15 protein-coding genes and 1 tRNA gene are annotated in these 17,054 nt (G+C 57.4%); all 16 read right to left on the bottom strand.

Annotated features, from left to right (window positions below; translation table 11 throughout):
• Positions 1-35: 35 nt before the first annotated feature.
• Positions 36-1,496, bottom strand: a complete 1,461-nt coding sequence (locus tag H4V96_RS05090; protein ID WP_196855250.1) for an oligosaccharide flippase family protein — start codon at positions 1,494-1,496, stop codon at positions 36-38.
• A 49-nt stretch (positions 1,497-1,545) separates the two neighbouring features.
• The gene (gene epsI / locus H4V96_RS05085) at positions 1,546-2,211 is read right to left on the bottom strand and encodes an exosortase-associated protein EpsI, B-type (protein ID WP_196855251.1); all 666 of its coding nucleotides are present in this window, start codon (positions 2,209-2,211) and stop codon (positions 1,546-1,548) included.
• Positions 2,212-2,228: 17 nt separating this feature from the next.
• On the bottom strand, positions 2,229-3,128 hold the full coding sequence (gene xrtB, locus H4V96_RS05080; RefSeq protein ID WP_196855252.1) for an exosortase B: 900 nt from the start codon (positions 3,126-3,128) through the stop codon (positions 2,229-2,231).
• 1 nt (position 3,129) lies between these two features.
• A complete protein-coding gene (gene epsG, locus H4V96_RS05075; protein ID WP_196855253.1) occupies positions 3,130-4,005 on the bottom strand; it encodes a chain length determinant protein tyrosine kinase EpsG in 876 nt (291 codons plus the stop codon).
• 15 nt (positions 4,006-4,020) lie between these two features.
• On the bottom strand, positions 4,021-5,430 hold the full coding sequence (gene epsF / locus H4V96_RS05070; RefSeq protein WP_280720737.1) for a chain length determinant protein EpsF: 1,410 nt from the start codon (positions 5,428-5,430) through the stop codon (positions 4,021-4,023).
• A 53-nt stretch (positions 5,431-5,483) separates the two neighbouring features.
• On the bottom strand, positions 5,484-6,272 hold the full coding sequence (epsE, locus tag H4V96_RS05065; protein WP_196855255.1) for a polysaccharide export protein EpsE: 789 nt from the start codon (positions 6,270-6,272) through the stop codon (positions 5,484-5,486).
• A gap of 46 nt (positions 6,273-6,318) precedes the next feature.
• On the bottom strand, positions 6,319-7,335 hold the full coding sequence (locus tag H4V96_RS05060; protein ID WP_196855256.1) for an EpsD family peptidyl-prolyl cis-trans isomerase: 1,017 nt from the start codon (positions 7,333-7,335) through the stop codon (positions 6,319-6,321).
• A 659-nt stretch (positions 7,336-7,994) separates the two neighbouring features.
• The gene (locus tag H4V96_RS05055) at positions 7,995-9,377 is read right to left on the bottom strand and encodes an undecaprenyl-phosphate glucose phosphotransferase (RefSeq protein WP_280720736.1); all 1,383 of its coding nucleotides are present in this window, start codon (positions 9,375-9,377) and stop codon (positions 7,995-7,997) included.
• A gap of 7 nt (positions 9,378-9,384) precedes the next feature.
• Positions 9,385-10,659 carry an XrtB/PEP-CTERM-associated polysaccharide biosynthesis outer membrane protein EpsL gene (epsL, locus tag H4V96_RS05050; RefSeq protein WP_196855258.1) on the bottom strand — a complete coding sequence of 425 codons (1,275 nt, stop codon included), beginning with the start codon at positions 10,657-10,659 and terminating at the stop codon, positions 9,385-9,387.
• Between the two features lie 41 nt (positions 10,660-10,700).
• Entirely contained in the window at positions 10,701-11,363 is a 663-nt protein-coding gene (locus H4V96_RS05045) for a CAAX prenyl protease-related protein (RefSeq protein ID WP_280720735.1), read from the bottom strand.
• A gap of 176 nt (positions 11,364-11,539) precedes the next feature.
• On the bottom strand, positions 11,540-13,432 hold the full coding sequence (locus H4V96_RS05040) for an ATP-binding cassette domain-containing protein (protein WP_196855260.1): 1,893 nt from the start codon (positions 13,430-13,432) through the stop codon (positions 11,540-11,542).
• Positions 13,433-13,602: 170 nt separating this feature from the next.
• Positions 13,603-13,677 (bottom strand) — tRNA-Arg (locus H4V96_RS05035).
• A 65-nt stretch (positions 13,678-13,742) separates the two neighbouring features.
• Positions 13,743-14,477, bottom strand: coding sequence for a PEP_CTERM-anchored TLD domain-containing protein (locus H4V96_RS05030; protein ID WP_196855261.1), 735 nt, complete (start codon positions 14,475-14,477; stop codon positions 13,743-13,745).
• Positions 14,478-14,592: 115 nt separating this feature from the next.
• Complete coding sequence (locus tag H4V96_RS05025) at positions 14,593-14,985, bottom strand: RidA family protein (RefSeq protein ID WP_196855262.1); 393 nt, start codon at positions 14,983-14,985, stop codon at positions 14,593-14,595.
• Positions 14,986-15,020: 35 nt separating this feature from the next.
• Positions 15,021-16,196 carry an acyl-CoA dehydrogenase family protein gene (locus tag H4V96_RS05020; protein ID WP_280720734.1) on the bottom strand — a complete coding sequence of 392 codons (1,176 nt, stop codon included), beginning with the start codon at positions 16,194-16,196 and terminating at the stop codon, positions 15,021-15,023.
• Between the two features lies 1 nt (position 16,197).
• The gene (locus H4V96_RS05015) at positions 16,198-17,052 is read right to left on the bottom strand and encodes an enoyl-CoA hydratase family protein (protein WP_196855263.1); all 855 of its coding nucleotides are present in this window, start codon (positions 17,050-17,052) and stop codon (positions 16,198-16,200) included.
• Positions 17,053-17,054: the final 2 nt, after the last annotated feature.

Raw genomic sequence — 17,054 nt, 5'->3', positions numbered from 1 at the left:
AGCTCGCTTTCATACTATTTTTTTTCATCAATTTCTCACAGGCCCAAGGCACTCGCCAGATGGCGGCCGGGGCTAAAACGTTTCAATATATATATCAGCTCTGAGCAGAAGAAGAAGCTCGGGAACAGCTTGCACACGCACACACTCAAGACCAGCTTGCCGCCCAGTTCCAGCAACTCGGCAAGCAGTCCCGGATGCCCCGACGCCAGCCACGACACCAGGGGCAAGGACCAGAGTAGACCCAGCACAAGCGGGCCGCGCAGTACATTGCCAAAGTCCGCCACGGTAAGCCCGGCACTGACGGCGATGGTTCGCATCTGCAGCAGCAGGCGCACCGTATAAGCGATGCTGATCACGATGCCCACATAGACCAGCTCAAGATGGACGGCGAAGTACAGCCCAACCAGCATTAAGGCGAGGCAATAAGCCTGCGAGCGCAGCACCGTGCCTTGCCCGCCCGTCGCCGTCAGTACCGCACCGGACAGAGTGCTCATGGCCAGCGACACCATGCCGACCGTCATGGCAGCAAACAACGGTGCGGCTTGCAGCCATTTCTCGCCAAACACTAGATGCACGAGAAAATCGGTATGCGTCAGCGCATACGCATACGATGGCAGCACGAGGATGGCAATCGATGCCAGCGCGCTCAGATAAAGCTGGCGTATGCGTGCCACGTCGCCCGCCAGCGCAGATGCGGTGGAAAACAGAATGGTCTGCATGGTCTGCGCCAATTGCATGGCCGGCGTACGCGAGAGCATCGAGGCGGCATTGAAATTGCCCAGTGCCTGCGGTCCCAGCGCACCGGCAAAGACGCCGCTGGCATTATCCACCGCCCAATTCAATACATTGATGCCTGCCACCTGGCGGCCCAGTGCTTCCGCCTTGCAGGAACGGAAAGGATTACCGAAAGCCAAGGGATGAGGACTAAAATAATAACTGAGGGCAAACTGCAATATCGCCTGCACATACCAGGCCGCCAGTAGCGCCCAGACACCTGTGCCGGCCAGGGCCAGACCCACACCAACGACGGGGTAGGCGAACAGGTAAGCGCCAGTGGTGGCATACTGGATTTCACGAAAACGCAATTCAGCGCGCAGCCGAGCCTGGGAAATGCCATACACGGCAATGACCAGATACGAGGGCGCCGAATAGCGGAACAAGGTGCCCACCAGCGGATTGTCCAGCCATATGGCAAGCGGATAGGACATGCCGAAGACGAACAGCATGCCCAATACCGACCCCAGCATTAGCCGGGATAACACCACGCGCAGTTCCTCTTCCGAAAAATCGCCCTGTATTAGCGCCCAGCCAAAACCTTGGTCGATCACCAGCGCCAGAGCGCCGAACACCAGTAGCGCATAGCCGAATGTTCCCACCAGCTCCGGCCCCAGTTCGCGCATGATGACGACTTGTGCGCCGAATTGAGCTAACACGCGAATCAGCGTGCCTGCGTAGTTACTTTTCACCGCGCCGAGTGTCTTTGCTGCGAGAGTCATGTTTTTCTAGGTAAGTGAAACGGCAAATGGTGCGGCACGCACCATCTGTCTAGCCGTGTATGCCCATCAGGCGCAGCTTGCTGGCGGGATCGAGCGCCGCCTGCATAGCCTTAACGAAGTCGTCCTGCAGGCGGAAAGCAGCAGCCGCGTCGCGGTCGATCGACGAAACGCGGAACAGCAGGCCATCAGGAATCTGCCCCTTGAAGCCGTAGCGCATTTCTACCAGTTTCTTGTCCGTTCGATTCGTCACCACTACATCACCCACCGTCGTCCAGTACGTCACAGGCTCGTAGCGCTGGTTTTCCATGCTTGTCTCCAGTCGCTTCAAGGGGATATCGCCCTGGCGCGTCGACAGAACCTCCTCCCGCGTGGAACCGATCTGGAAGCCCTGTGCCGGATAGCAGATTTCCGGATAGTGCACTTGCGTGGTATCGCTCTGGTCCTTGCCATAGGCAATCGACAGCATGATGCGCTCGCCCCGGTCATTAATATAGGTGCGCGAGAGTATCTGCGTGTAGATACGCTTGAGCTCGGACTGGATTTGCGGGTCGATTACAGCACCAACAGAACTCGTTTCCTCGTGCCATATGCCAAACTGGCTGGGGACGATCTTCTCGAGCGCCGGCATCGGCATGGTCTCGGCTAGGCGGACGGTCGGCTTGGCATACGCCGCAGCTAGGGAAGCGAGCACCATCATGCCGCTCAGGACAAACATGGAAAGTCGCGATGGATTCATACTGCCCCCTTGTGACGGCGCTGGCGCATATTCACGAACCATTGCAACAACGAATCAACGAAAATGATCAGGATAAGTGCGCTAATAAACAACACCATTCCTGCGAAGCCATGCAGGAAACCCTGCCCAGCAGCGTCGCCAAAGTAATAGGTAATCAATGTCAGCACGATCACGCGCACAACGTTGGCCGTAAACGAAATCGGCACGATCAGAATGGCCAGCATGATATTGCGGAATGCCGACGTATGGCGCACCACATTCATGTAGAACAGGCCCAATGACTCCAAGGTCAGCAATGTCTGCAGCCCGGCGCAGGCATCGGCCACTAGCAACTGGTACTGGCCTATCTGCAAGATGACGCCGCTGCGCGCGATCGGATAGCCGGCCCAGAAAAGCAGGTGCTCGGTGACATACGATACGGCCATTTTCATCGGCATGGTCAGCGCGCTGACGACAGCACCAGGCAAGGGAATCATAAACAGCATGAAAAAGAAGGGAAACCACTGCGTTTTCAAGGCGCGTGCACCAAAGAACAGCAGTAACAAGGCGGCCAGCATCACGATGAAGGAAGTCAGCTCCATGCTCTGGATACTCTGCGAACGGCCCATTACATACAACAGCACTGCCAGTATGGCCAGCGGCCAACCTGCAGCCGAGCCGCCCGTGCTGCCCGAGGCAGCAAGCATGGCCGGCCATTGCCGCCCCAGCAGCCACAAGGCAAGCAGAAGGATGATCGGACCGTGCGCGTAACTCTCCGTGGACCACAGACCAAAAGCCAAGTCGTGGAAGGTGGGCACGTACATGGCCAGCAAACCCAGCAGCATAGGCCACCAGTGCAGCAGCAACTGTTTCCAGTCCAGCGAGGCGGCTGGTCGCGACCGTGCAAGCGTCGCCATGTCAGTAATCAACCAGTACGGAACCAACCACTTCCGAACCGCTGCGCTGCAGCTGCTCGCGCATGGCGTCGATATCGGCCAGGCGCGTCTTATTTTTACGCACGACTAGCAAAACGCCGCCTACGCGGGCGCCCATCACAAACGTATCGGATCCCGAGGAAACGGACGCCACGTCGTACAGCACGACATCGTAGCGCTCTTCCAGCTGTTTATTGAGCGCGCCAAAGGCGGGGCGGCTCAGCAGTTCCTGCGGATTCGGCGGCAAGGTTCCCGCTCCCAGCACAGACAAATCGACGAAGGAGTCGATGACGGAAATGGCATCCTGGCCGGCACGCCCCGCTAGCACATCGGAGAGACCCTGGCGTTCTTCCAGTGCAAAAATCTCATGCTGGCGCGGCTTGCGCAGATTAGCATCGACCAGCAAAGTACTTTCACCGAGCTGCGAGAACACCACTGCGAGGTTGGCGGCGAACAGGCTGGCGCCATCGCCGCTATCGACGCTGGCCACGACGAGCGCCTTGCGGCCCAGCGAAAACCAACGCAGCATCAACTGGCTGCGCACGGCGCGCAGGGTTTCCATTTGCGGGCTGAAAGGCTGATACGCCGCCACCAACTCGCTGGCAAACTTGCCCTCGCCTTCCTGCAGATACGGATAATCGAATTGCCGCGCCAGCACTTGCTGGATGTCGGCTTCGCTGATCAGACCGAGACGCAAGGCGGCCTCGCCAAAACGGATACCGAGTTCCTTCTGCATGCGCAGCACGCGTTCGGCATTTTCCGGAGTGATTTTACCCGAGGCCAGCAACAAGGCGCCAATGCTGGAGTCGCCGCCCCGCAGGGGTGACGGTTTCGAAACAGGATGCGCGGGGAAGTTCATATTTAATTCCATCAGTTAATTGGCACTCAGACGGTGAACCGGCAAAAAACGATGCAGGCCCTTGCGACGGACCGGCGAGGCTTTCCAGTCGACCACGCCAAGTACCGGCACTTGCAGCAAGTCAGCCAGATCATGGTCGGAACGCACGCGACGATCCAGCATTTCAATCAGCAGGGCCAGACCGATACCCAAGAACGTTCCGAGTACGATAGACAACAAGGTATTCATCAGCACGCGCGGGCTGGACGGTTCGATCGGAGGAACCGCTGGGTTCAGGACAGCGATGTCGGACTGGTCAGACTGACCCTCGATCTTGGTTTGCGAGAAGCGTTGCGACGTCACGTCGAAAGCACGCTGGGCACTTTCCACGTCCTTCTGCAGTACGCCCATTTCGTCGCGAGTACGATTCAGTTCCAGCACCTTCGACTTTTGCGCCGCCAGCGCTGCACGTACCGATGCCTCTCGCTGCTGCTGGATCTGGGCCGCATTGCCTACGCTGTTCGAGGCGACCCTCAGCTGCTCGCGCAGATCAGCACGCAGCTTGTCCGCTTCGGCCTTCGCGCTTTGGTACTGCGGATGATTCTTTTCCAGACGCTGACCCAGTTCGGCCAGCTTGGCTTCAGCATTGCCGAGTCCCATCTTCAAGCTTTGAATCAAGGGATTCGACGCCACGTCCGGCGACTCTACGCCATTGCCGCCAGCCGCCATGCGCTGGCGCGAATTTGCTTCCATCAACTGGCCCTGCGCCATCACCAGCTGTGCGGACAGGTCGTTCAAGCGGTTCGATTCGACGTCGAGACGGTTGTCAACGCTGACAATACCATTTTCCTGCTGATACTTGGAGAGGCGGTTCTGTGCTTTTTCCACGTTATCGCGCAACATTTTGGTTTGCTCATCGAAGTAACTAGCCGCCTTCTTCATCGGCTCCACCTTCAACTGGATGCTGACTCTCTGATATTCATCGGAAAAAGCATTGGCGACGGCCGCCACGAATTGCGGATCGGAACCCTTGAAGCTGATGTCGACTACGCTGCTTTCGCGCGACGGTACGATTTCCAGCTTTTTCAGCAGTAGATTGGCCAGCCAGTCGCGTACAGTTCCCTTGCCTTCCGTCGCAGCATTGAATTGTTCGATGACAGCAGGACTATTGGCCAAGCCTAGGTTATCAACCACGCGCAAGGCCACATTCTTGCTGCTAATGATATCGATCTGCGTGGCCATATATCCAGGCAACAACTGTCCAGGCATGGCCAAGCCCGTAACGGGGTCGACGCCCTTGTAGTTCATGACCAGCGAACTGGTGGCTTTGTAGCTCTTCGGCAAAAGCAGGCTGACAGACAACGTAGCAAGCACGGTCACGATCAAAGTCAAGAAAATAATCTTCTTGCGCGCTTGTAAAATCAGCAAAAATTGAGAAAAATTCATGTTGGAACTTTCAATACTAAATGATAAGAACGGGGCGCTTGCCCTGCTCAAGACTAGAACAAGCTCTCTTTGACATACACGACATCATCGACCTGTAGCATGTCGTCATGCTTGGCCTCAAGAACCTGCAGCTTGCCTTGCGGATCGCGACGCTTGATGCGGATGCCGCGTTCCGTACCGCGCTGTGTCAGACCGCCACCTGCGGACAAGCCCTGCAGTACGGTCATCGAACGTTCCAGACGGAATGGGCCTGGGCGCTGTACTTCGCCATAAATATAAAAGCGCGGCGCACGTTCGACAAAAATCACGTCATTGCCAGCCACATCGAGATCGCGGTTCAGATCGGCGCTGCGTACCATTTCAACGATATCGATCACTTCCCGGCTGGTTTTGCCATCGCGCTTGCGGATCAAGTTGATCGAATCACCACCGTCAGCACTGACGCCACCAGCCATGGCCAGCATATCCATCACGCTGCGGCGCCCTTCGATCGGATAGCGTCCTGGACGGTTCACCTGACCCAGCACCGACACCTGCTGGCTTTGCAGCGAAGTCACAATAATATTGACTTGTGCCTTGCGCAGAAAGCCGCCGCGTTCAAGAGAGCCACCCAGCTTCTTTTCTGCTGCTGAGACTGATAAGCCGCCGAGCACCACGTTCCCGACCAGAGGGAATGTAATCTCGCCAGCTTCACTGATGCGCGTTTCCAGCGCCAGGTCAGGACTGCCATATACGGAAATTTTCAATACATCACCCGCACCCAGCTGTACATCGGCAGCACTGGCAGCACCTGTAGCAATGGCCAGCAGCAGGGTCAGGCACCACATAACTAGTCGTTTCATGATTCGTTCAATCCATAATGAGTTGCTTAACTTGAAATGCTGCGGCTTATTTCAAGCCCGCAACGCCACGATCATTTGATTCAGAAGAACCTGCCGCCGGCGCCGTTGGCGCCACTGGTACGCTCGGTGCTGGCACTACCGGTGCGGCAACGGCCGGCGCTGCTGCAGGGACCGCAGCACTGGCTGCTGCCGACGCCGCGGCGCTATCTTTGTTCAGATACTCGATCTTGGCCGTGGCACGCAAACGTTTCAGTTCAGCGTCGGCAGCATCCTTGTTTTTCTTGTTGAACATAAACTGCTCGATCTGAGGAGCTGCCTGCGCCAGGGTCACGGGATTGTCGCTGATATTGGCCAGGGAAATGAGCAAGGTGCGGTCACCTTCGCGAATAATGAACAACTGACCCTTCGGCATCGACAGCAATTTAGCGCTCAGCTCGGGCGCCAGGTCGGCGCTGGTGCGCGACAGCTGGGTACGGGCATAATTGACCTTGTTCGCATCGAGCCAGGCGGCAACATCATCCAGCGTCTTCGCCGCATCCATGGCAGCCTTCAGCTTGTCGTTCATGTCGGCGCTGGCAATGACCAGTTCACGCATGTCGAACTGCTTGCGTTCGGTGAAAAATTGCGGATTCTTGTGGAAGTACTCCTCCACTTCCTGCTTGGTTGGACGCGCGACCGTGCCGACGCGCTTTTGCATGTAGGCTTGTGCGACGATCAGCGCCTTGGCGCGTTCAATCGCCTGCACCACCTTGGGATCGCGGTCCGTCTTGTCCTTGGCCGCCTCGTTCTGCAACAACTGGCGGTCGATCAGCGATTCGAGCAACTGCTTACTGGCCGCTTCCTGCTGCGGCGCCTGGACATTGGCACGCTGCATCTCTTCATTAAGCTGCAAAACAGTGATTTCTTCCCCATTCACACTCGCCAGCGCCTGACCAGGCTTTTTTTCTTTATTGCCACAAGCAGACAATCCTACGACGGCCAGCACGACCAGGCCAGCACACAGCAGACGGGAAGGTATGGCGTTCTTACTCGAATACACACGGGCGATTTGCGGTTGGTTCAAAATGACTCCTTCAGTTCAGGTAAGGAAATCCGCCTATCCATTTGTGCAAGTGATGGTAACTCACTTAACAACAAAACATTGTTAAAAAGGCAGATTTCGATTGAAATTATGGGCTTACGACCGCATGTTTTTCAATATTATAAATATGATACACAGTGTACTAGCTTGCTAGGAAACTATTTGCTTAAAAACTATTAAAATATCTTAAAAACAACTACCTCGTCACAAGCACACACCTTGAAATGGATGCACCTCTGGAGTAATTTTTATTGGGCAATAATTCTCTTACAGCAAGGAGACCAGCTGTCATAGCGTACAAGCATTGGGGCGGACCAATATCGGCGAGCGGCAGGAATGGGGCTTCTCCTGTAGAGCAGCTTTTCTTGCCCAGCAACCTAACTCCAGGCTGGCCGGGTGAGGCGCTGGTACGCATTCCACACTCCAAAAGCTGGCACGCAGCCAAGCAAGCGGAGCAAGTTATTGTGCATACATGTCACTGTGCTTGCCTCATCATGGTCTGATGTCTCATTACGTCACTATCCAACAACTCCGGGAGCCGGATATTTGAAACCTTGCATGGTTGCGCCATTTTAACGCGTATTAATTCACTGCAAAAAATATTCAAGACAAGTGTGGCGGGTCTCTCCTCCGGCCCCCGCTCAATGCGCGTTATCGCGCTTCAGCACGACCTTGACGGTACGCAAAATGATCCACAAGTCGAGCCACAGCGACCAGTTGCGCAGGTAATCTAGGTCGAAATGAATGCGCGCCTCCATCTTGTCGAGCGTTTCCGTCTCGCCGCGCAAGCCATTCACCTGAGCCCAACCTGTAATACCCGGCTTAACCTTGTGGCGCAACATGTAGCCCTTAATCAACTTGCGGTACTGCTCGTTGTGCGCCACGGCGTGTGGACGCGGCCCGACAATACTCATTCGTCCCTGCAAGACATTAATGAACTGCGGCAACTCATCGAGCGAACTGCGACGTAGAAAGCCACCCACACGCGTCACGCGCTGGTCGTTCTTCGTGGCTTGTACTACCTTGTCGCCATCCTCGCTGACCGTCATCGAGCGGAATTTATACACAATAATTTCCTCGCCATACAAGCCGTAGCGGCGCTGGCGAAAAATTACAGGACCTTTCGATGTCATCTTCACAGCGATGGCAATGACCAGCATCACTGGCAATAACATGATCTGGATCAACAAACCCAGTACGATATCGCTACCGCGCTTGACCATGCTATTAAAGCCGGTAAAAGGCGATTCACGAATGGCGATCACAGGCATGCCGCCAACATTGTCGAAGCGCGCCTGCATCAGGTCGAAGATGTAAATATCTGGCAAAAAATATACGGATGCGGTCGTATCCTGCAATTCATCGAGCATATTGCATATGCGCGGCTGAGCAGAAATAGGCTGGCTAATAAATATCATCTTGATATTATTTTCGCGCACATAGGCGGCAATATCCGCCATCTTACCCAGCATGGGTTCGCGCATCTTTTCAGGCCAGCGGTCATCGGTACGGTCGTCAAAAAAACCCCGCACCTGCATGAACAGATTAGGATTGCGCTCCAACGTACTGGCAAATTTCAAACTGGCATCATTGGCGCCAATGATCACCACGGAACGCACCTCGCTGTCACGCCCGGGATCAGCGACGACGCGCCGCGCTGCAAGATGGCTGATCAGCAACACAAACGGCGTGAGCAGAAACCAGGCCAAGACCAGATCGTGGCTGTAATGGAATGCTAGCCCAGTGGCGTAGCCAAGAAATAGCAGTATCAGCGCGGTGATCACCCAGCCGACGAATATATCGCGGGCATAGGCAAGCATGCGGCCACTGCGCCACGTCCGGTAGGGGTCGACATACTGGAAGACCGACGATGAGATAAAAAACGCCAGGATCATCAATACCAGCGAATAACCGGTGAAAGGCGAGTCAAACAGGACTGACAGCAGGTACAGCGTTCCCATGATGATCAATGGATCAAGGATGCGCTGGAAAAACGAAATCAGGGGTATATCGTTGACGGTCATAATACTCTCAAAACTGAACACTGGCGCTAAAGGAAACGCCTTTGGCGCGGTAGCTGCCTGTATTGATAATAGGAGCGCCTTTGCGGGTGTCGCGGAAGGCGTTCAGACCCAGCTGAATATTCGGCTGTGGCGCATAGGTCAGCCCCAAGGACTCGGTGTGACTGGAGTCTGTGATACCGACGGGGAAAATCAGGCCACTGGCTGCGGAAAAGTCGCGTTTTTGGCGCCGTACCTCAGTATTCATGCGCACTTTCGATGAAATATCCCAGGCAGCGGCCAGGCTGGCGCCGTTATTCAGGCTGCTCGATACCAGCGCACTTTCCACCGCACCAAACTCATGCCATAAGTTACCCGTAAAACGCACTTTTCCCAGCGGCGCCCAATTGACGATCAGGCGCCCGTTCGCGCCTTTCGAATCACGACCCGAAAAAGAGGCATAGCCGCGCCGAACCCAGCCGGCAAGCAACTGCATCTGCGTCACCTGGCTGAAGCGCCAGTAGATATTCGCCTTCACCTCATCCTGGGTATAACCATCGACCAGGCTAAATTGCGAACCGACCAGGCGATTCGGATAATTGCCCTTCAAGTGCCGCAATTGGACACCGATCTTGCTGCCACTCGAAGCCAAGTAATCGAGCCCCAGTTCGCCAGCATCCTCCACGCGATTCGCATAACTGAGGCGTGAAAGATCATAGTAGTAGCGTTCGCGGCTGACGCCAGCGCGCAGGTGCCAACTCGGATGAAGCAGCCAGCCGCCGTCAATGTAAGTCCTGTGCCGCGTACGCATATTGCGGTCACTACCCGTTGATTGAAAGTCGCTGAACGGCGTCAGTGTCTCCGAATACGTCGCTCCCGCATGGCCGTCCAGGTGATTACCAATATGCCACTCCAGGTCGGCCTGCAAATCCTTGCCGTTATAGTTCAAATTATCGAAATGCTGGAACGATGCCCGCGACCACTTGGCTTGCCCGCTCAGGACCTGGCGTCCGATCGGCCGATTAAACAGAAAGCCAGCCTGGATCTGGCGCGAAGTATCGGAACGGGGACCAGTGTAACCAGGCGTGTTGTCGTCAAGACGCAAAAGGTTATCATCGTATGAGTATGACGTGGCCAAGAATGGGAAAATCGTGTCGCTCCATGAGGCATGAACAGCCGGGCTGACCATACTACCCAGCAGGAATAAACAACCGACACGCAATGCTGATGCAGCCGGAAAACGGCGTGATGCCGCAGCAAGGCAGACACCGTCATCGACATCTTTTTTTTGCGGGGAATTCAACATGGGTATCGTCTTTTGAGAGAGCAAACAGTTGATCGGCAATATTACCAGTAAGTCCAGTGTCCGCCATAAACAATCCACAGGCCCAGTACGCCATTCGTGACGCCGTGCGCAAGAATCGGCGACCACAGGTTCTGACTACGCATGTACAGCAGACTGTAGGCGGCGCCGGCAACGATGCCGGCCAGCCACAAATTGTGTTCAAAGCCGAACAGTACCACACTGACAATAAAAGCCTTGGCGCTCGCCAGGCATGGCTGGAATTTCAGGAAATCAGCAGCATCGATCCAGCGCAGCAGGAAAGAGCGCCAGAACAGCTCTTCCATCACGGGCACCACGAGGGCAGCACCAGCGATACGCAGCACCACCAGACTCCATGCGATCTGGCCGTCGCTACGCGGGTCGAAGCCAGCGGCGCTACCGATCGTCATCCAGCTGGCGCTCAGATTAATCCACAGCAGAAAAACCACGACTCCCGTGGCCAATGCCACCGCCAAGGCGCGCGCACCCAAGGGCCGCCAAGCCAATTCCGTATAGCTACGGCGCCAGTACCACAGCATGCCCAACACGACGCCGATCTTGACGGCGTACAGCCAACGCAATTCCTGCGAAGCAACACCCAGGCGAGCGAGCATGTCGGCAATGAAGATGAAGGACAGATAGGCCAGGAATGGCGCCACCCTGGGCAAGGCAGCGCGGTCAAACATAGTGCCGCGCATCGGGAAAGGAGCCACGCACCGGACGCAGTGGTCCGGAGCGCGTGTTTTTTATGAAAAACATGCATTCCCCGATGTAATAAATATAATTATATAATTATATCAAACCAGAACGTTTCCGTGGCAAATAATACTGATTTAATTACAACAAGAAATGCAAAAAAGCATTAACCGTTGGCGCGCGCCTCGATCAGCTCCCATTTCTCCAACGCTTCCAGCAGCTGGCCTTCGATTTCGGCCACGCGCGCGTTCAGGCGCTTGCCTTCGGCCGGCGTCTTCTTGTAGAAGTCAGGGTGCGACAGCTCGGCGGCCAACACCGATTGCTCGTCTTCCAGCTTGGCGATCAGCTTGGGCAATTCTTCCAGTTCGCGCTGTTCCTTGTAGCTGAGCTTTTTCTGCTTGGCGGCCGGTGCAGCGGCATCAACCTTCACGGCTGGCTTGCTGGCTGGCGCCGTGGCGATAGGCAAGGTGCGCACGCGCTCCCAGTCCGTGTAGCCGCCGACGAATTCGCGCCACTTGCCCTCGCCTTCGGCGACGATCACCTGCGTGACTACGTTGTCGAGGAAGGTGCGGTCATGGCTAACAAGGAAGACGGTGCCAGTATATTCTTCCAGCAACTCTTCCAACAATTCCAGAGTATCGATATCCAAGTCATTGGTCGGCTCGTCGAGCACCAGCACGTTGGCCGGCTTGGCGAACAGGCGCGCCAGCAGCAAACGGTTGCGCTCGCCACCGGACAGCGACTTGACGGGTGAACGCGCGCGCTCCGGCGCGAACAGGAAATCGTTCAAATAGGTCATTACGTGACGACGCTGGCCATTGATCTCGACCCAGTCGCTGCCTGGCGCGATGGTTTCCATCAGGTTCGCCTCTTCGTTCAGCTGCGTGCGCATCTGGTCGAAATACGCCACTTGCAACTTGGTACCCAGACGGATGCTGCCCGTGTCGGACTCTTCCTGGCCCAGGATCATCTTCAGCAGGGTGGTCTTGCCGGCGCCGTTGGCACCGATCAGGCCCACTTTATCGCCACGCAAGATGGTGGCACTGAAATCCTTGACGATGACCTTGTCACCATAAATTTTGGAAACGTTTTCCAGGTCCGCCACGATCTTGCCCGAGCGTTCGCCGGCCGACACGTCCAGTTTTACCTGCCCCTGCTGGTCACGGCGTGCATTGCGCGTCAGGCGCAGTGCTTCCAGGCGGCGCACGCGGCCTTCGTCACGCACGCGACGCGCCTTGACGCCCTTGCGTATCCATACTTCTTCCTGCGCCAGGAACTTGTCGAACTTGGCGTTTTCTACTTCTTCGATTTCCAGCTGCTCGGCCTTGCGAGTCTGATAAGCGGTGAAGTTGCCCGGATACGACAGCAAACGACCGCGGTCGAGCTCAATGATGCGCGTGGCCACGTTGTCGAGGAAGGAGCGGTCATGGGTAATGAACAGCACGCTGCCCTTGAAGTCGCGCAGCAAGCCTTCGAGCCACAAGATGGAGCTGAAGTCCAGATGGTTGGTTGGCTCATCGAGCAGCAGCACGTCGGGCGCCGACACCAACGCGCGTGCCAGCGCGACGCGCTTTTGCATCCCGCCCGACAGGGTTTTCATCAGCATGTCGCCCGTCAGGTTTAAACGGTCGAGCACGGTTTCCACCTTGTTCGGCAAGCTCCATGCATCGGCCGCGTCGAGTTTGACCTGGATGTCGTGCATGCGTTCCATCAATTCGTCGTCATTGCCCTGGCCAAACTGACCCGTCAACGCATCGTACTCCTTCAGCCACGCCTGCGATTCACCCATGCCGGAGGCAACGGCGTCGAACACGGACATATCCGGGTCGAATTGCGGTTCCTGCTCCACATAGGCGATCTTGATGCCTTGCTGCATCACCAACAAGCCGTCGTCGAGCTTGAACTTGCCCGAAATGACCTTCAGCAGCGACGATTTACCCGTGCCGTTGCGGCCGATCAAGCCGACCCGCTCCGTGGTTTCCAGTGAAAATTCCGCGTGATCGAGCAGCGCGACGTGACCGAACGCAAGTTGCGCCGATGAGAGAGAAATGACAGCCATAATGAGTAAGAGTGCTCGGGCGCCGTTCCCTGCACACCGCATGGTGTGCAAAACAGCCGCCGATTAGATGAATGAAGCACGCATTGTACCGATATCTCGGACTTCAATCGCCATCGACCAGTAATTTCGCCCGCAGGGACTCGGGCCGCCGACGCGCGCTGCGTGGAATGTGGTGTCGCCAGCAGGAATCGAACCTGCATTTAAGTCTTAGGAGGACCTTGTACTATCCATTGTACGATGGCGACACGCGCAGCGGCATTATACAGGCAAGCGCCTGCCATTGACAGCGTGGCAAGCGCGAGCCGACAGGTTACGCCGGGACGGCAGGACGTTTGCCGAGCCTAAGAGCGACCAGAACACCGAGGCCCGCCAGCAGCAAGCCATACGTGGCTGGCTCCGGCACCGCACTGATCGTGAAAACCTGTATCGCGCCAAAGGTCACATTGCTGCCATTCCAGATAGAACCATCGAGCAGGCTGACGCCGGTCGATGACTGACCCAGATAGTTATACGTGTACAGGAAAGAGCTGCCACCGCTCGTCAGGTCCTGCGGCACGTACAAATCGTGGCCATAGCCAAAGGTAGGGCCGTATTCGGCCTGGTTGTAAGTCTGATCCTTGCCAATGCCGTCGCCATTAAAATACTGCTTCAGTTGCGGCAGCATGAAGCCGGCCGTCAAATTGAACAGGAAAGCCGTGCGCGCGCTGTCATCCATGGTCACATGCATGCCATCTGTGGAACTCCAGCTTTGCGGATTGTAGCCGCCCACCAGCCAGGTCTGCCCCGATGCGTTGGTGGCCTCCATGACGGAAAAAGTACGCCCCTTGCCATCGGACGCCTTGTGAAAGTCCAGCGAGGTATCGCCCGCAGCCTTGGTATAAATATTCGTCAGCGACAGGCGCCCTTCGCCGAGCCACGTTTCCAGTTGCGTCTTGTAACCAGGAGAGAGTAGCGAGGTGCCGGAATCGGCTTTCGCACCCAGGCAAACAACCATGCCGGCCAGCGCCAGCGCCATGCTTTTTGCTGCTCTAAAATTGTTCTGCATTCGCTACCTCGACTGTCAGTATTTAAAACCGGTACACTTTCCGGTTGCCAAATATAACATGAAAGATATTTTTTTTATATTTATTATTTGCATGCCAATATGCAATATCGAAAAGTCAGCCGGCCAACACCGCCGTCACCTCGATCTCCACCTTCGCTCTATCCTCGATCAGCCCAGCCACCTGCACCGCCGTCATGGCCGGAAAATGCTTGCCGATAATTTCCCGGTAAGCCACGCCGATTTGTGGATATGCCGCGACATATTCCTTTTTGTCGAGCACATACCAATTCATGCGCACGATGTGTTCGGGCAAGGCGCCCGCTTCGGCCAGCACGGCGACGATATTGTGCAAGGCCTGGCGTACCTGCCCTGCAAAATCGTCCGTATGGAACTGGCCCTGTGCATCCCAGCCTATCATGCCGCTGACGTACACCGTGCGCCCGCTGGCGGCGATGCCGTTCGCATAGCCGCGCGGCCTGGCCCACCCTGGCGGTTGTAGAACTTGCATATTGCTTTCCTCACTCTGTGTGCGCTTCATGCCGTTCATGCGTTGTCCGCCTCGCGCAGCAGTTCGCGCGCGATGATCAATTGCTGTACTTCGCTGGCGCCCTCGTAGATGCGCAAGGCGCGAATTTCCCGGTACAGGCGCTCGACAGGGTGCCCGCTGACCACGCCCATGCCACCGAACAGTTGCACGGCCGCGTCGATCACCTGCTGCGCCGTTTCCGTGGCCGTCAGCTTGGCCATGGCCGCTTCCTTCGTCACCTTGCGCCCCTGGTCGCGCTGCCAGGCGGCGCGGTAGGTCAGCAGCGCGGCCGCGTCGATGCCGGTGGCCATCTGCGCCAGCTTGGCCTGCGTCAGCTGAAAATCCGCCAGCATCTGGCCGAACATCTGGCGCTTTGTCGCATGGCGCAGCGCTTCATCGAAGGCGCGCCGGGCAAAGCCGAGGGCGGCGGCGGCCACCGATGTGCGGAACACGTCGAGGGTCGCCATCGCCACCTTGAAGCCCTGGCCTGCCTCTCCCAGGCGCTGCGACACGTCCACGCGGCAGTGATTGAAACGCAGGCGCGCCAGCGGGTGCGGCGCGATCACGGCGATGCGCTCGGCGATTTCCAGGCCGGGATTGTCGGCGTCGACGATGAAGGCGCTGATGCCGCGCGCACCGGGCGCCTCGCCCGTGCGGGCAAACACCACGTAAAAATCGGCGATGCCACCGTTCGAGATCCACGTCTTTTCGCCATCGAGCACATACGCGTCGCCATCGCGGCGCGCCGCGCATGCCATGGCCGCCACGTCGGAACCGGCTTGCGGCTCGGACAAGGCAAAGGCGGCGATGCGCTTGCCGCTGGCCACGTCCGGCAAATAGCGTGCCTTGTTCTGCGCGCTGCCGAACAGGCCGATGGCGCCCGAACCCAGGCCTTGCATGGCGAAGGCGAAATCGGCCAGGCCGTCGTGGCGCGCCAGGGTTTCGCGCAGCAGGCAAATGGCGCGCGTGTCGATCTTGCCATCGATGCCGGTGGCATGTGCGAGCCAGCCGCCCTGCCCCAGTTGCGCCACCAGCGCGCGGCAGGCCGCATCGACGTCGCTGTCGTGGGCAGCGTCGAGGTGCAGCGTCGCCCAGGCATCGAGTTCGCGTTCAAGTTCGGCATGATGCGGCTCAAAAAATGGCCAGTCCAGGTAAGTCGTGTCGCGTGTACTGCTCATTGTGCTGCTACGCATGTCAATCGCCCTCAAATTGCGGTTTTTCCTTGGCCACGAAGGCGTGATAGGCGCGGTGGAAATCGTTGGTGGCCATGCAGATGGCTTGCGCCTGCGCTTCCGCCTCGATGGCTTCATCGACGCCCATATTCCACTCCTGCTGCAGCATTTTTTTGGTCATGCCGTGCGCAAAGGTGGGGCCGCTGGCCAGGCCGGCGGCCAATAGCTGCGCCGCCTGTGCCAGTTCTGCCGGCTCGACCAGGCGGTTGAGCCAGCCCCAGCGCTCGGCCTCCGTGCCCGGCAGGGAGCGTCCCGTGTACAGCAGTTCGGCGGCGCGGCCCTGGCCGATCACACGCGGCAGCAAGGCGCAGGCACCCATGTCGCAGCCGGCCAGGCCCACGCGGGTAAACAGAAAGGCCGTCTTGCTGCGCGCCGTGCCGATGCGCATATCGGCGGCCAGCGCCAGCATGGCGCCGGCGCCGGCGCAAATGCCGTCGATGGCGGCGATAATCGGTTGCGGGCAGGCGCGCATGGCTTTCACCACGTCGCCCGTCATGCGCGTAAACGCCAGCAGCCCGGGCATATCGAGTTGCGTCAGCGGGCCGATAATGTCGTGCACGTCGCCGCCCGAACAGAAGTTATCGCCGCTGCCAGCAATGATTACGGCCTTGACATCGTGCGCATGCGCCAGCGCGCGGAATAGATCACGCAACTCCGCATACGAATCAAAGGTCAGCGGGTTTTTGCGCTCGGGGCGGTGCAGGGTCAGGCTCGCTACGCCTGCTTCGACGGAGAACAGAAAATGCCGCGCGGCGTAATGGCCCAAGCTGGCGCGGTTGCCTGGCAGGTCTTGCGGCTGGCCCGGTAGATGGCGCATGG

This window comes from Janthinobacterium sp. CG_23.4 (assembly GCF_029892305.1).
In the GTDB taxonomy this organism is placed as follows: Bacteria; Pseudomonadota; Gammaproteobacteria; order Burkholderiales; family Burkholderiaceae_D; genus Janthinobacterium; species Janthinobacterium lividum_D.
The sequence above is the reverse complement of the archived record's forward strand: the minus strand, read 5'-3'. Positions and strand labels throughout refer to the sequence as shown.

What these genes read in the sequence shown, in the direction of transcription:
- H4V96_RS05040 (WP_196855260.1), bottom strand. Translation starts at nt 13,432, where the DNA reads ATGGCTGTCATTTCTCTCTCATCGGCGCAACTTGCGTTCGGTCACGTC.
- epsI (WP_196855251.1), bottom strand. Translation starts at nt 2,211, where the DNA reads ATGTTTGTCCTGAGCGGCATGATGGTGCTCGCTTCCCTAGCTGCGGCG.
- epsE (WP_196855255.1), bottom strand. Translation starts at nt 6,272, where the DNA reads ATGAAACGACTAGTTATGTGGTGCCTGACCCTGCTGCTGGCCATTGCT.
- epsL (WP_196855258.1), bottom strand. Translation starts at nt 10,659, where the DNA reads ATGTTGAATTCCCCGCAAAAAAAAGATGTCGATGACGGTGTCTGCCTT.
- H4V96_RS05090 (WP_196855250.1), bottom strand. Translation starts at nt 1,496, where the DNA reads ATGACTCTCGCAGCAAAGACACTCGGCGCGGTGAAAAGTAACTACGCA.
- H4V96_RS05015 (WP_196855263.1), bottom strand. Translation starts at nt 17,052, where the DNA reads ATGCGCCATCTACCGGGCCAGCCGCAAGACCTGCCAGGCAACCGCGCC.
- H4V96_RS05055 (WP_280720736.1), bottom strand. Translation starts at nt 9,377, where the DNA reads ATGACCGTCAACGATATACCCCTGATTTCGTTTTTCCAGCGCATCCTT.
- H4V96_RS05030 (WP_196855261.1), bottom strand. Translation starts at nt 14,477, where the DNA reads ATGCAGAACAATTTTAGAGCAGCAAAAAGCATGGCGCTGGCGCTGGCC.
- H4V96_RS05020 (WP_280720734.1), bottom strand. Translation starts at nt 16,196, where the DNA reads ATGCGTAGCAGCACAATGAGCAGTACACGCGACACGACTTACCTGGAC.
- xrtB (WP_196855252.1), bottom strand. Translation starts at nt 3,128, where the DNA reads ATGGCGACGCTTGCACGGTCGCGACCAGCCGCCTCGCTGGACTGGAAA.
- epsG (WP_196855253.1), bottom strand. Translation starts at nt 4,005, where the DNA reads ATGAACTTCCCCGCGCATCCTGTTTCGAAACCGTCACCCCTGCGGGGC.
- H4V96_RS05045 (WP_280720735.1), bottom strand. Translation starts at nt 11,363, where the DNA reads ATGTTTGACCGCGCTGCCTTGCCCAGGGTGGCGCCATTCCTGGCCTAT.
- epsF (WP_280720737.1), bottom strand. Translation starts at nt 5,430, where the DNA reads ATGAATTTTTCTCAATTTTTGCTGATTTTACAAGCGCGCAAGAAGATT.
- H4V96_RS05025 (WP_196855262.1), bottom strand. Translation starts at nt 14,985, where the DNA reads ATGCAAGTTCTACAACCGCCAGGGTGGGCCAGGCCGCGCGGCTATGCG.